12 protein-coding genes and 2 pseudogenes are annotated in these 14,060 nt (G+C 59.9%); 5 read left to right on the top strand and 9 right to left on the bottom strand.

Annotated features, from left to right (window positions below):
* Nucleotides 1-95: 95 nt before the first annotated feature.
* From DJ564_RS19505 to DJ564_RS19495, 3 genes are all read right to left on the bottom strand, one after another.
* Nucleotides 96-590, bottom strand: coding sequence for a PaaI family thioesterase (locus tag DJ564_RS19505; protein ID WP_109632531.1), 495 nt, complete (start codon nucleotides 588-590; stop codon nucleotides 96-98).
* A gap of 164 nt (nucleotides 591-754) precedes the next feature.
* A complete protein-coding gene (locus DJ564_RS19500; protein ID WP_109636112.1) occupies nucleotides 755-2,917 on the bottom strand; it encodes an ATP-binding protein in 2,163 nt (720 codons plus the stop codon).
* A gap of 113 nt (nucleotides 2,918-3,030) precedes the next feature.
* A complete protein-coding gene (locus DJ564_RS19495) occupies nucleotides 3,031-4,035 on the bottom strand; it encodes a LacI family DNA-binding transcriptional regulator (protein ID WP_109636111.1) in 1,005 nt (334 codons plus the stop codon).
* Nucleotides 4,036-4,262: 227 nt separating this feature from the next.
* On the opposite strand from DJ564_RS19495, the gene DJ564_RS19490 reads away from it, so the two are divergent.
* The 3 genes from DJ564_RS19490 to DJ564_RS19480 are packed head-to-tail and all read left to right on the top strand — an operon-like array spanning nucleotide 4,263 to nucleotide 7,785.
* Nucleotides 4,263-5,402 carry a Gfo/Idh/MocA family protein gene (locus DJ564_RS19490; RefSeq protein WP_109632529.1) on the top strand — a complete coding sequence of 380 codons (1,140 nt, stop codon included), beginning with the start codon at nucleotides 4,263-4,265 and terminating at the stop codon, nucleotides 5,400-5,402.
* On the top strand, nucleotides 5,399-6,496 hold the full coding sequence (locus DJ564_RS19485; RefSeq protein ID WP_109632528.1) for a sugar phosphate isomerase/epimerase: 1,098 nt from the start codon (nucleotides 5,399-5,401) through the stop codon (nucleotides 6,494-6,496). Before DJ564_RS19490 ends, DJ564_RS19485 begins: the two co-directional genes overlap by 4 nt.
* A gap of 56 nt (nucleotides 6,497-6,552) precedes the next feature.
* The gene (locus DJ564_RS19480) at nucleotides 6,553-7,785 is read left to right on the top strand and encodes a nucleoside permease (protein WP_109632526.1); all 1,233 of its coding nucleotides are present in this window, start codon (nucleotides 6,553-6,555) and stop codon (nucleotides 7,783-7,785) included.
* A 19-nt stretch (nucleotides 7,786-7,804) separates the two neighbouring features.
* Here DJ564_RS19480 and DJ564_RS19475 read toward each other — a convergent pair whose 3' ends face one another.
* The 3 genes and pseudogenes from DJ564_RS19475 to DJ564_RS19465 all read right to left on the bottom strand — a co-directional run.
* The gene (locus tag DJ564_RS19475; protein ID WP_109632524.1) at nucleotides 7,805-8,476 is read right to left on the bottom strand and encodes a bifunctional 2-polyprenyl-6-hydroxyphenol methylase/3-demethylubiquinol 3-O-methyltransferase UbiG; all 672 of its coding nucleotides are present in this window, start codon (nucleotides 8,474-8,476) and stop codon (nucleotides 7,805-7,807) included.
* Between the two features lie 98 nt (nucleotides 8,477-8,574).
* The gene (locus DJ564_RS19470; RefSeq protein WP_109632522.1) at nucleotides 8,575-9,105 is read right to left on the bottom strand and encodes a glyoxalase superfamily protein; all 531 of its coding nucleotides are present in this window, start codon (nucleotides 9,103-9,105) and stop codon (nucleotides 8,575-8,577) included.
* A gap of 320 nt (nucleotides 9,106-9,425) precedes the next feature.
* Nucleotides 9,426-9,752, bottom strand: a pseudogene (locus DJ564_RS19465) (hypothetical protein); the annotation flags it as partial.
* On the opposite strand from DJ564_RS19465, the pseudogene DJ564_RS19460 reads away from it, so the two are divergent.
* Nucleotides 9,735-10,001 (top strand): annotated as a pseudogene (locus DJ564_RS19460) (TetR/AcrR family transcriptional regulator); the annotation flags it as partial. The pseudogenes DJ564_RS19465 and DJ564_RS19460 overlap by 18 nt on opposite strands.
* A 92-nt stretch (nucleotides 10,002-10,093) precedes the next feature.
* On the opposite strand, the gene DJ564_RS19455 reads toward DJ564_RS19460, so the two are convergent.
* The 3 genes from DJ564_RS19455 to DJ564_RS19445 are packed head-to-tail and all read right to left on the bottom strand — an operon-like array spanning nucleotide 10,094 to nucleotide 13,157.
* Nucleotides 10,094-11,419, bottom strand: a complete 1,326-nt coding sequence (locus tag DJ564_RS19455; protein ID WP_109632519.1) for an epoxide hydrolase family protein — start codon at nucleotides 11,417-11,419, stop codon at nucleotides 10,094-10,096.
* Between the two features lie 57 nt (nucleotides 11,420-11,476).
* Nucleotides 11,477-12,433, bottom strand: a complete 957-nt coding sequence (locus DJ564_RS19450) for an alpha/beta fold hydrolase (protein ID WP_109632517.1) — start codon at nucleotides 12,431-12,433, stop codon at nucleotides 11,477-11,479.
* A gap of 10 nt (nucleotides 12,434-12,443) precedes the next feature.
* Entirely contained in the window at nucleotides 12,444-13,157 is a 714-nt protein-coding gene (locus DJ564_RS19445; protein WP_109632516.1) for an SDR family oxidoreductase, read from the bottom strand.
* A gap of 195 nt (nucleotides 13,158-13,352) precedes the next feature.
* Here DJ564_RS19445 and DJ564_RS19440 point away from each other — a divergent pair, with 195 nt between their 5' ends.
* Nucleotides 13,353-13,943 (top strand): TetR/AcrR family transcriptional regulator, encoded by a 591-nt coding sequence (locus DJ564_RS19440; RefSeq protein ID WP_109632514.1) that lies wholly within the window; start codon nucleotides 13,353-13,355, stop codon nucleotides 13,941-13,943.
* The last annotated feature ends 117 nt before the right edge of the window (nucleotides 13,944-14,060 follow it).

Genomic DNA, 14,060 nt, shown 5'->3' with positions numbered 1-14,060 from the left:
ATCAGGGCGACTTTCGTGATTGCGACGGGATGCTCAATGATTCCGATTTTCTGACGAGGTCCGCGACGGAACTGTCTCTAGTGCGTAGAAACCAACTACCGACTGTGCGCCGCAGCCGCCAATTGCCCGGTATCCACGCGCACAAACACCGAGTCGCCAACCGCCGTGAGCACGTCCCCGGCGTAGACCTCGCAGATCACACGGGTTTTGCGCCCGACATCGCCTTCCACCCGGGCACGCAGGGTCAGCGGTACGCCCATCGGTGTCGGTTTGATGAACTTGATGCCGAGGTTGCCGGTGACGCAATTGATGCGAGGGAGGCTGGCCACTTCGCGGTTTTCCGTCCGGTAGTGATAAGCCATCGCTGTCCAGTTTGAATGGCAGTCGACCAGCATCGCAATCAACCCGCCGTACACCAGATCCGGCCAGCCGCAATACATGGGATCAGGCACGTGCTCAGCCAAGACATGCACGCCGTCCTCATCCCAGAAACTCTTGATGTGGAGCCCGTGCGGATTGCTGCTGCCGCAGCCATAACAAACGCCTTCAGGCGCGGCGCTGTCTTGCAGGGAGGTGTCGAGACTGGACATAACGGGGTTTTCCTCAAACGGGGGAACCTAACCTGGCGGATTTTAACGCTGCAAGAGGGCCGCGGTCACTCGGGCAATCCGGCCCGTCGCCGCGCCCGTTCTGGTGGGCATCAAGATCGCCTTTGCGCGACACTCCAAAGCGCATGCTGAATGAGCCCGGCCCTTCATGAACCGGCGCTGACCAGCGAGCGCACACGCTCGCCGAGGTCGTTCAGGCTGAACGGCTTGGTCAGTAACCGGGTCGTCGAATCAACGGAAACCAGGTTCGAACCACCGGCAAATCCGGTGATGAACAGCACCTTGAGTTTCGGGTACTTCGCCTTGAACTCCGCCGCCAGGGCGACCCCGTTCATCAGTCCGGGCAAGCCGATGTCCGTGAGCAGCAGATCGATGTGGTCCAGCTTTTCCGCTTGTCTGAAGGCTGAGACGCTGTCGACCGCTTCAATGACCCGATAGCCCATGTCGGACAAGAATTCCGAGGCCATTTGCCGAATGGCCGTTTCATCGTCCACCAGCAGGATGGTTTCGTTATGGCCGAACGGCTCCGTTGCTTGAGTCCCATCCGGGGCGGCTGCGTTGTGGGCAGTTTGCGAATTGTCCACTGGAAAGAACATCGTCACTGTCGTGCCCACACCCAGGCTGCTGTGAACCCTGACCTGCCCACCGGATTGCTGGGTGAAGCCGTAAATCATCGAGAGGCCCAGGCCCGTGCCTTCGCCGATTTTCTTGGTGGTGAAGAACGGGTCAAAAATGCGCGATAAATTCTCCGCGCTGATGCCCGTGCCTGAGTCCGTCACCGATATCGTGACATAGGCGCCTGACGGCACCATTTTCTCGGTAGACGATGCCTGATCGATGACGCATCGATCGACCCCCAGATTCAGGGTGCCGCCATTGGGCATGGCATCCCGGGCATTGATCGCGAGGTTAAGCAGTGCGTTTTCCAGTTGGTTGAGGTCACAGCGGATGCGATCGTTTGCGCGAAAGGAGCATTCGACGATGATGCTGGGGCCGACTGAGCGCCGAATCATTTCATCGAGTCCCGCCACCACTGTCCGGGGTTCGAGCAGTTCAGGCTGGAGTGATTGCTGTCTCGAAAACGCCAACAGACGTTGCGTTAGTGCAGCGGCTCTGGAGGCTGAGGTCATCGCCACGCAGGCATAACGCGTCAGCTCATCGAAGCGACCCGCATCGATACGTCGTTGCAACAGCTCCAGGCTGCCGATAATGCCCGCCAGCAAGTTATTGAAGTCATGGGCGATGCCGCCAGTCAGTTGGCCAACCGCTTCCATTTTCTGACTTTGCCGAAGCTTGGATTCGGTCATTGCGCGTTCTTGCTGTTCGGCCTCAAGCTGAGCCGTCCGCTGGGCAATTCGGTCCTCAAGCAAGTCGTTCCAGTCTCGAAGCGCGCCCTCCAATTGCACCCGGGTGTCGATATCCTCGATGGTTCCATACCACTGTTCATTTTGTCCGGCAGCGTCGAAGCTGCGCAGTGCCCGGGTTCTGAACCAGCGATATTCCCCGGTGTTTTTTTGCAGCCGCACTTGCGTGTCGAACGGCTCCAGGGTGGTCAGGGATCGACTCCAGAGGTTTTCCAGAGATTCCCGGTCCTCAGGGTGAGCCGCTTTGGCCCACTGATGCCCTAATGTCTCTGCCGAGGTCATCCCGGTGTATTCGTACCAGCGCTGATCAATGGAGGTCAGTGTGCCGCCCTTGTCCGCCGTCCAGGGCCAGAGCGGATTGAGTTCCGCCGCGATCCGGTAGTGCCTTTCGCTTTCACGCAATCGTTCTTCCGTTGAACGCATGGCCTGCATGGTGTTGGAGCGCTTTAACACCGCGCCGAGCAGGTTGCTGTAGACACGAAGAAAATCGATGTCGCTGTCCGTAAACTGGCGAGGGCTTCGACTGTCGACCTCGAAGATGCCGAAAGGACGGTTCTCCGTGGCCCCGTACACTAGAACGTTGACGAAGGCTTTTACCCCGTTTTCCTTTTGAAAATCGTGATAGCGGAAGCGAGTTTCTGTCGAAATATCCGTCGAAATAACCGGGGCGTCCGTGTCCAGTGAAAACCGCTCCGGGCTTCCTTCGCAGGCTTGAACCCGTACCTTTGCGACCACGTCCGGGGTCCAGCCAACGCCGTTTCGCACCACGAACGTGACGCCGTCTTCTTGCAGCAACATGAACTTGGACAGATGAGTTTCAAGCGCTTCCCCGACCAAACGACAGGCTTCGTCGAGAATGTGCTCAAGATTGTCTGAGACCAACGCCAGTTCGCCAAACTCGGCGAGCACTTTGCGTTGGCGCAGTAACGTCGCCTCGGTGGCCATGTGTTCACCCACGCAGATTTATATATCCGAGGCTGGCGCTCCGGCTAGGTTCCACCGAATGCGTGAGGTTTCCATTTTTTTGAGCATGCGGCGGTGCTCTGACCCTGCGAGTGTCAGCGCTCCCTGACCACCGCCGTGCTGTTGCGCAACGTCAATTCAAACGGCAACACCACATGCCGTTGTGCGATCGGTTTCTTCTCGATCAGCGCTATCAACATCTCCACGGCTTTCTGGCCAAAGATTTCGGCGGGTTGCGAGATGGTCGTCAGGGGCGGATCGCAGTACGCAGCGAAGGGGATGTCGTCGAAACCCACCAATGAAATGTCCTCGGGCACTCGCAGGCCCTGTTGCTTGATGCGTTTCAACGCACCGATGGCCATTTCATCGTTTTCGCAAAACAGCGCCGTGGGGCGGTCGGGCAAATCCAGCATCGCGGCGGCACCGTCATCGCCGGCCTTGAGACTGAAATCGCCATGGCAGATCAGCGCGGGGTCCGACGCGATGCCGGCCTGATGCAAGGCGTCTTGATAACCGGCCACGCGATCACGGGTCAGCGGGCTGCTTTTCGGGCCTTTGATCAGGCCGATGCGGCGGTGGCCGAGTTCGATCAAATGCTCGGTCATGGCCTTGGCGGCTGCGCGGTTGTCGAGGCTGATGGTGGGATGACGACCGCCCTGAATCACCTCGCAGGCATTGACGATTGGCGGCAATTCGGCGCTGGGGAAGGGCGCTTCGAAAGGATCGTAGGCGCGCAGCTGGATCACGCCATCGGCTTGATGGGCGTACACCAATTCGGCAAATTCCCGTTCGATCTCTTCCCGACCCTGGGTGTCGCACAGCAACAGCCGATAACCGGCGAGCTGGGCGGCCTGTTGCGCGCCGCTGATCACCTTGGCGAAAAAGGTGTTGGCGACAGTCGGCACCAGAATCACCAGGTTGCCGGTTCTGCGCGAACGAAATTGCACCGCCATGAGGTTTGGTCGATAACCGGCTTTTTCCACGGCGGCGTTGACCTTGTCGCGCGTGTCGGGGAGCACGCGCTCAGGCGACTTCAGCGTCCTGGACACCGTGGCGACGGAAACACCGGCCAGCCTGGCTACTTCGCGGATATTGGACAAGACCACCTCGTTAACGAACTGTGCAGCGGCGAGCTTAGCGCAGGTCGAGGCCACCCTGAAATTTTCCTGGCGATTCATTCGGGGTTTGACACCTCGTCAAACAGAGCCTAAATTTCCGCCATGATGTAACCGGTTACATCGGCTTGAGGTTTCATCCCTTTAAAGCCGTCTGAAGCCGCCTCAAACAGAGAAGAATTGCGATGACTGTTCCAGTGGCAAAAATAAGAATGGGCTTTGTCGGTGGCGGGGAGGGTGCCTTCATCGGGCAGGCCCACCGCCAGGCTGCCGGGCTCGATGGTCGTTTTGAACTGGTGTGTGGCGCGTTCAGCCGCGATGCCCGCAACAATCAGGACACCGGTGCCGCGCTGGGCTTGTCCGCATCGCGCTGCTACAGCGATTGGCAGCAGATGCTGGAGGCCGAGCGCGCGCTGCCCACCGACCAGCGCATGGAGCTGCTGATCATTGTCACCCCCAATCACCTGCACGCCCCGATTGCCAGCCAGGCGCTGAGCGCGGGCTTTCATGTGTTCAGCGAGAAACCGGCGGCGTTGAATCTGGCGGAGTTGCTGCCGCTCAAGGCTGTGCTTGAGCGCAGTGATCGCCTCTATGGCCTGGCCCACACGTACCTGGGCTATCCGATGGTCTGGCAGGCGCGGCAAATGGTTCGCGACGGCGTGATCGGCACCGTGCGCAAAGTGATTGTCGAGTACCCCCAAGGCTGGTTGAGCGAGGATGTGGCGGGGCAGGGCAACAAGCAGGCTGGCTGGCGCGATCTGCCTGAGCAGTCCGGCCTGGGCGGCTGCATCGGCGATATCGGCACCCATGCCTTTTCATTGGCCGAATTCGTCGCGGACCAACCCATCCAGCACCTGTGCGCAATGTTGAATACCCATATCGCCAGTCGGCAACTGGACGATGACGCCGCGATGCTGTTCAAGATGGCCGACGGCGCGAGTGGCGTGTTGATTGCCAGCCAGGTCTGCGCGGGCGAAGAGAACCCGTTTAAGATCCGCATCTACGGCGATAAGGGCGGCCTGGAATGGCGTCAGGAAGAACCGGCGAGCCTGATCCATCGTTCCCTTGATCAACCCATGCGCGTGCTGCGCTCCGGTGTCGGCCAATCCTGGTTGTGCGACGCCGCGACCCGGCGCATGCGTTTGCCGGCGGGGCATCCCGAGGGCTATCTGGAAGCCATGGCCAACCTCTACGGCGATTTCGCCAACGCGATCCGCAGCAACGTCAACGGCAACGAAGCCCCCGGCGTACCGGGCATCGATGTCGGGCTGCGTGGCATGGCCTTCATCGAAGCGGTGATTGCCAATCATCGTGGCGACACGAAATGGACCGAACTGGTCTGCCCTCAATGAACCCGGAGCACTCAACCGTGAACCCTTCATCTCAAGCAGGCCTGCGCGGCCCGGGGATCTTCCTCGCGCAGTTCATGTCCGCCGAAGCGCCGTTCGATACACTGGCCAATATCGCCCAGTGGGCGGCGTCCCAAGGCTACAAAGCCATTCAATTGCCGACCCTGGGCACGCAGTACATCGACTTGGCTCGCGCCGCCGACAGCCAGGATTACTGCGACGAATTGAAAGCCGTCTGCGCTAAAGCAGGCGTCGAGATCAGCGAGTTGTCGACGCACCTGCAAGGCCAATTGGTGGCGGTGCATCCGGCGTTCGACACCTTGTTTGACGACTTTGCCCCGGCGCATTTACGCGGCCAGCCCCAGGCGCGCACCGAGTGGGCGATCGAGCAGTTGAAGCTCGCTGCCCGCGCCAGTCAGCGCTTGGGGTTGAAGGCCCATGCGACTTTTTCCGGCGCGCTGCTGTGGCCCTATGTCTACCCATGGCCGCAACGCCCAAGCGGGTTGGTCGAACAAGGTTTTGCCGAACTGGCGAAACGCTGGTTGCCGATTCTTGATTGCTTCGAGGAGGCCGGTGTCGACCTGTGCTACGAAATCCACCCCGGCGAGGACCTGCACGACGGCGCCTCGTTCGAGCGTTTTCTGGAGGCGGTTGATCACCATCCACGGGCCGCAATTTTGTATGACCCCAGCCATCTGCTGCTGCAGCAAATGGACTACCTGGGTTTCATCGATCGCTACCACGCGCGCATCCGCATGTTCCACGTCAAGGATGCCGAGTTCCGGCCCGATGCCCGTTCGGGCGTCTACGGCGGTTATCAGGGCTGGGTCGAGCGGCCGGGGCGTTTCCGCTCGCTGGGCGATGGCCAGATCGATTTCAAGTCGATCTTCAGCAAATTGACTCAATACGACTTCAGCGGCTGGGCCGTGCTCGAGTGGGAGTGTTGCCTCAAGGATTCCGCCCAGGGCGCTGCGCAAGGGGCGGCGTTCATCGAGCAGCACATGATCACCAAGACGCAGAAGGCTTTCGATGATTTCGCCAGCGTGCAGTCGGACGAAGCTTTCAATCGACGACTGCTGGGGTTGCCCGACGCCTGATCACAACGTTGTTTGCTCCTCTCTCCAACAAAAAAAACAATAAGACGGTGACTGTTATGTCCACGATGACCGCGCGATTGAGCGCCATGATGTTCCTGCAATTCTTTATCTGGGGCGGATGGTTCGTCACCCTCGGTACCTTCCTCGCCAGTAACCTCGGCGCCAGCGGCGGCCAGATCGGCATGGCGTTCTCGACCCAGTCCTGGGGCGCGATCCTCGCGCCCTTTGTGATCGGCTTGATCGCCGACCGATTCTTCAATGCCGAACGCATTCTCGCGGTGCTGCACCTGGTGGGCGCCGTGTTGCTGTATCAGCTGTATCGCGCGCCGGACTTCAGCACGTTTTACCCGTACGTGCTGGCCTACATGATGATCTACATGCCGACCCTGGCACTGGTGAATTCAGTGGCGTTCCGGCAGATGCGTGACCCGGCTCTCGAGTTCTCCCGCATCCGCGTGTGGGGCACCATCGGCTGGATCGTGGCCGGTGTGGTCATCAGTTTTGTGTTTGCCTGGGATTCCCAGGCGATGATTTCCTCAGGCGGGCTGCGAAACACCTTTCTGATGTCGGCGATTGCCTCTCTGGTGCTCGGCCTCTACAGCTTCACCTTGCCGCGCACCGCGCCACTGAAACCCGAAGAGGGCCGCAGCGGCCTCAAGCAAATGCTCGGGCTCGATGCCCTGAGCTTGCTGAAGGACCGCAGCTACCTGGTGTTCTTTATCGCCTCCATTCTGATCTGCATTCCGCTGGCGTTTTATTACCAGAATGCCAATCCGTTCCTGGCGGAAATCGGCGTGACCAACCCAACGGCAAAAATGGCCATCGGGCAGGTTTCCGAAGTGCTGTTCATGCTGCTTCTGCCGCTGTTCATTCACCGCTTCGGGATCAAGCTTGCGCTCTTGGTGGGCATGCTGGCGTGGGCTTTGCGCTACTTGTTGTTCGCCTACGGTAACAACGGCGACCTGGCGTTCATGCTGTTTACCGGTATTGCCCTGCACGGCATCTGCTACGACTTCTTCTTTGTGTCCGGCCAGATCTACACCGACGCCAAAGCACCGGAACGCTTCAGAAGTTCGGCCCAAGGCCTGATTACCCTGGCGACCTACGGCTTGGGCATGCTGATCGGATTCTGGGTCGCGGGGCAGGTTACCGACCACTTTGCGCTGACGGGCAGCCATGACTGGAAGAGCATCTGGTTGTTCCCGGCCGGGTTCGCCTTGGCGATATTTTTCTGCTTCGGGCTGGCGTTCAAGGGGCGGCAGGCGGCGGTTGTTCAGTCGACTGTCTGAACAGCGCCCCGACCCGCACTCACTGGCGCGGCTCGGCCACCAACAGCAACGACTGCGGCACCGAACTTTGCGGGTGCTGCGGTTCTTGCAGGCTGGCCAGACGAAAACCGGCCATGTCCAGCGCATTCAGCCAACTGGACAGAGTGCGGAAATACCACGGCATCGGTCGCCACTGGCCCTTGAATCCGGCAAAGGTCTCTTCTCGCCAACCGTCCTGATAGTCACCCGCCGCCACGGCCCACGGATGCAGCGTCTGAATCACCAGCGCGCCGCCTGGGGCGAGCAGGGCGTTCATGGCGGCGAGCAACGGGATGATGTCCTGGTGCAGCAACGCGAAGTTGGCGCAGATCAGATCGTAGTCGCGGCCGATGTCCACCTTCGCTTCCACCAACGCTTCATAGCTCGCCACCTGCACCGATGAAGCGCCTGCCGCCCGCGCCGCCTCGACCAGCGTCCCATCGCCATCCACACCGATCGCCTCAATGCCCCGTTGAGCCAATGCGCGCAACAGCCAGCCTTCGCCGCAGCCCAGGTCGAGCACGCGTTCCGGTTGGCGACCTAGCACCGCCAGCAGGATCGCCTGGTCGGTGACCGTGAGGCGACTTTCGATGGCGCCGCTGCGGATGGCTTCGATCCAGGAATGGGCGTTGTGGTGCCAGCTGTCGAGGAGGGTGGATTCGGGGGCGGGCATGTCAGTGTCTGGCGTTATGGGTTAGATAGAGCATAGGACAAGTACCCAGATCGACTGACCTTGAAGCAGGCTGGGTCACCCCAGCCCGCCAGGCAAGATTAGCTTTGGCAGAACCGAATTCGATTGCCGAATGGGTCATAGACTTCCAGCACTTGCCCCCAACCTTGCTGAACGATATCTGGCCGTCCGTATCCGTAGCGTTTGCCCTGCAATTCGTCGCGCAGCAGTTCGATATTTTGCATCGGGACAAAGACTGTCGATCCCGGGCTGGCATCGCCATGATGTTCGGAAAGATGGAGTTGCAGGCCGTTTCGGCTGATTCCCAGGTATAGCGGCAGATCTGCTTCGAATCGGTGTTCGAATTCGACGCTGAACCCTAGAAAATCAAGGTAAAACTCGCGCGCCTTGGTTTCGTCGAACATCCGCAATATCGGGACGGCTTTTTCGAATGCAATGAGGGGTTGGGTCGGTTCATGGGGGAGCATCGCAGACGCGGTGTTCCAGTCCTTGAAACCCAATTGATGCGCTACCAATTCAAGCGCCGTTGAGTGAGACGCCTCTTGATTGCGCGCTTCAAGCGAGGCACGTAGCCTCTTGGCCATCTGCTTGGCTTGTTCGATTGAAAACATCGTTCCTCCTGTAGCCGAGGTATTCTGGTGCTCGCGTTGCCAAACCTCGACTCTCAAGAGTTGCGACAGGATTTGGGGGGAGAAGAAATGCTTTCACCTTTCCTTTCGGAAGCGAGCGGCGGGCAGCATCGGCCTGCGCCGATGATACACAGTGGTGGATCCTGAGTGCGAAAGTTTCCCGGTTTCCAAACACCGGTGCGGGTCATGAGTTCGCTGTGGGTCAGTTGATGCCCGACGTGCAGACCTGAACAGTTGCCAATAGCTCAGGGCAGCCATCGATCCGGGGCGGATTCACCGCGCACCGACGCTGCCCAGAGCGGCTACGTGTTTTGTGCGTCAAGACAGGCGCGATTCGGGTGCTGCCTCACACCGATGCGCGAGAACACCAGCCAGACAAAAAGCAGCACGCTGCAGCCAATGAGAATTGAGGCGACGCCAATCAACGGCTCGACTGACGGGAAACCCTTGAGCCGCAGCGTCAGTGCGCCGAGCATCACCGGGACGCCAACGTTGTACATCCAGAACTGCGTGGCGGCCATGCGTCCCTCGATGATGGACGGGTGTGCAGTGCCGATGATCCCGAACAGGGCCATCGACACCCATCCCAACAAATTGACATGGGCGTGTACCGCGAACAGCGCTACATCGAGCCGATTGTCGACTCGATGAAGGACGTGCTCTCACCCCGGGCGCGCAAACGGCTGAAGCAGGCGCTGTCGATCGTCATCGGTACAGAGGCGTTGATCGCCGTGCGCGATATCAGTGGCGCGAGTGTCGAAGAATCACTCGACGCCGCCGCCTGGGCGGCTCGGGCGCTGGTTCGTCAGGCTCTGGCGGAGGATGAAGAGGCTCGACGCAAGCGCAAAGCTACGAGCTCGCGGCCTTCTTCTGAATGACACCGATTAGGCCTGATCCATGTCTTTTAAGATGCCAATCGATAGTGCGGCCTGCCCATCAGGACGATAGGCAGGCCGGTGCAGCGTAGTTTCTAGCGCAAGGAGCGGAAGGCGGCGCGCAGTTCTTTGGCGAACAGTTCAGGCTGTTCCCAGGCCGCAAAATGGCCGCCCTTATCCACTTCGTTGAAATAGATCAGGTTGGGATAGGCGCGTTCGGTCCAGGTTTTCGGCGCCTTGTAGATTTCGCCAGGGAACACGGTCACCGCGACAGGGATCTTGATATCCCGGGTCTTCTGTTCAACGGCGTTGAAGTTGTTGGTGTTGTTTTCCCAATACAGGCGAGCGGAGGATATCGCGCTGTTGGTCAGCCAATACAGCGAAATACCGTCGAGGATCTCGTCCTTGGTCAGGGATTTTTCCGCATCGCCGCCGCTGTAGGTCCACTGGTTGAATTTATCGAACATCCATGCGGCCAGGCCTGCGGGTGAATCCGACAAGCCGTAACCAACTGTTTGTGGCCGGGTGCTCATCATGGCGCCGTAAGCCGCATTTTTGCCGAAGAAGGTTTTCAGCGACTCATAGGCCGCGGTCTCCTTGGCCGACAGACCGGTGGGAGGCGAGGTGCCGTCGTTGATTGCCTTGGCGACATCGGCAGGCACGGTGGCCGGCATGTTCACGTGGATCCCCAGCAAGCCGGGCGGTGCCTGGCGCCCCATGGCGTCGGCGATCACCGATCCCCAGTCGCCACCTTGCGACACGTAACGCTTGTAGCCCAGGCGCTTGACCAACACGTCCCACGCCACGCCGATACGGTCGGGACCCCAGCCGCCATCGGTAGGTCTCTGCGAGAAGCCATAGCCGGGCATCGAAGGAATGATCACGTCAAAGGCATCTTCGGCGCGACCGCCGTAGGCCGTCGGGTCGGTCAACGGGCCGATGGCTTTGGTCAGTTCCAGAATCGAACCGGGCCAGCCGTGGGTGAGCAGCAGCGGCAGGGCGTTGGGATGTTTCGATTTGACGTGGATGAACTGGATGTCGAGGCCGTCGATGTTGGTCACGAACATCGGCAAGGCATTGAGTTGGGCTTCAACTTTTCGCCAGTCGTATTGCGTCCCCCAATAGCCCACGAGTGCCTGCAGTTTCTCAAGCTGCACGCCCTGAGATTGGTCATTGACCGTTTCGCGGTCGGGCCAACGGGTCGCCAGTACACGTTTGCGCAGATCGGCCACCGCGTCTTCAGGAATGTTGACCTTGAAAGGACGAATGGCGCTGTCCTTCTCAACGGTGGCGGCGGCCACAGGCGGTGTAGCGGCCCGGGCGTAAGAGGGCGAGACGAGGGCGACCAGTGCCACGGCACCAGCGGTTGCTGAAACAGCTAACAAGCAGCGACGGAACGCCGCAGACGATAGTGCTGACATGGTCGTAACTCCAGGGGGGATTAGGGGCAATAAAACAAGGGACTACATTGGATTTCCTTAGCGCGACGGCGTGTCGTTCAAGGGTTTTCGAAAGCGATGGGATTCGGCCTGGTCCAGGAAGGCATTGGCTTGCTGCACGAAATCGTTGGCGTACTGGAACAATGCGCCGTGCCCCGAACTTGGATAGATCAGCAACTTAGCGTTCGGAATATGCTGTTGCAGCGTGTAGGAGTTCTCGGTGGGCACCATCACGTCCTTGCTGCCGTTGACCACCAGGGTCGGTTGGGTGATCTGGCTCAATTGCGAAAAAGTGCCGTCACCGGGAACGCTCCACTTGCCCAGCGCCGCGCCTTGGGCCGCGATGACCTTCATCGAACTGAGCTTGTCGAGGCCTTCCGTGCGCTGGTGACGCCTTTCCCAGAACTCCCCGGCGGCCTGCTGGCTTGCCGGCGAGGGATCGAAAAACAGGTAAGCGGTCTCTTCCTGAGTGGCAATCGATTCGCGCAACGCAATCCCGGGAACCCGGGGATCATGTCCCGAGACCCCGCCACGCGGCGACGTTCCCGCCAGGATCAGCCGACGCACCAGTTGCGGATGACGCAACGCAACTTCCTGCGCCACCATGCCGCCGATTGAGAAGCCAAGCACGTCGACCTGCGTCAACCCGCGTGCGCGAGCAAAGGCAGCGACGTGATCGGCCATGGCTTCGAACGAGTCGGGCGTTTCGCCGCTGCTGAGGCCCACGCCGGCATTGTCGAACAGGTAGACCGGCCGTTGCTGTGCCAGGCCATCGGTCAAAGCCGGGTCCCAGTAATCCATGTTGCCGCGAAAGTGCTGGAGCAAGATGACAGGCACGCCCGTCTGCGCGCCGAACTGGCGATAGGCATACCGCACGCCGTCAGCTTCGACGAATTGATTGGGTGCGCTGTTATGTGTGGCCGCCGGCGCTGCGATGGCGCCGCTGGTCGAGAAGGCAAAGACAGCCCCGAGGGTCAGTCGCTGAAAGAGGTGCATGGTGGGCTCCTTACGCGACGGTTTCGGGATTCAGGTAAGCCGCTTGATCAGTCGACAGGCTGGCCTTTATGGCGCGTGTGCCTGTGTCTGCGAGCACTTCTTTCAGGCCAGCTTCCACGCCGTCCAGCGACTGGATCACGACGTCGGATGGCTGGACTTTCGGTACGTCAAAACCGTGGGTCAGGTCGGTGTCGATAAAGCCCACGTGCAGGCCTTGCACGCTGGTGCCCTGGCCTTGGAGTTCAATGCGCAGCGAGTTGGTGAAGCTCCATGCAGCCGCTTTCGATGCCGCGTAAGCGGACAGAAAAGGCGCCGCGACCCAGGTCGCATCCGACAGCACGTTGACGATCGCGCCGCCGCCATTGGCTTTAAGCACAGGGGCGAAGGCCAGGCTGACATGCATGACGCCGTAGTAATTGGTTTCGAAGATTTCGCGAGCGGCTTCCACCAGGCCAGGATCAAGCATCGAAGGCAGCAGGCGGGCGATGCCTGCGTTGTTGACCAGTAGCGTCACGTCGCTCGCTTGGGCCACCGCAGCGGCTACCGATGCCGGGTCGCTGACGTCAAGGCGAATGGCAATCACCCCTGGAATGTTCACACCTTCTGGATTGCGCACCCCGGCGTAGACCTTGCTCGCGCCGCGCGCCACGAGCTCTTTTGCGAACGCGAGGCCCAGACCACGGTTGGCGCCGGTCACGAAGGCTACGGAATTTTTTATTTTCATGAGATGTACTCCGGTTGGATGAGGGGTCATCGCCCTGTAAGATTGCGCTCGCAATCATTGAATTAATAATGGTGGTCGCATTTATTAAAGTCAACAAAAATATTCTGTCCGTAATATATTTCAGTCAGGCAAGGGTAATTGGTTAATTGTGATCGCAATCATAGTGTGCAAGGATGAGCGCAGAGGAGCCTCATTATGAAAATCTCGAAAGAAAAATCAGAAGCCAATCGCGCCGCGCTGGTGGAGACCGCCAGCCGTCTGTTTCGCGAGAAAGGGATCGATGGTGTGGGCGTTGCCGAAATCAGCAAGTCGGCCGGCTTGACCCACGGCGCGCTGTACGCGCATTTCCCATCCAAGGAAGCGCTGGCCGCTGAGGCACTGGCGTGGAGCCTGGAGCAGGGCAATGCCAAGCTCTATACCGGCACCATCGATGGCGAGCCGGACCTGGAGCGTTTCCTGTCCGACTATCTGGCTGTGGACAGCCTGGACAACTACGCCGAGAGCTGCGCAATGGCCGCGTCTGCCAGCGAAATCGGCCGTCAGGATGTTGCGATCAGCGCGAAGTTCACCGAGGGCTACATGGTGCTGGTGCGGGCATTTGAGCGCAGGGTCGCCGCCAACAATCCTGACGTCGACGCGCTGGCCACCGCCATGGGCATCGTCGCCGCGATGGTGGGCGCCCTCTCGGTTGCGCGTGCTACGTCGAAGGCGCGGCCTGAAGTGTCGGCCCAAGTGCTGCGGGGCGTGCGTCTGATGATCGATGCTGCACTGAACAAACCGGTGTAGCGGGAGAGATCGGCGCTTTAAAAGGCGCCGACGTTCCGTTTGGGGATGACAAAACCGGGATACCGCTCTGGCGATCATGCTAAAGCGGACGTCTGTATCTCATGAATGCGAGGTATC

This window comes from Pseudomonas sp. 31-12 (assembly GCF_003151075.1).
In the GTDB taxonomy this organism is placed as follows: Bacteria; Pseudomonadota; Gammaproteobacteria; order Pseudomonadales; family Pseudomonadaceae; genus Aquipseudomonas.
The sequence above is the reverse complement of the archived record's forward strand: the minus strand, read 5'-3'. Positions and strand labels throughout refer to the sequence as shown.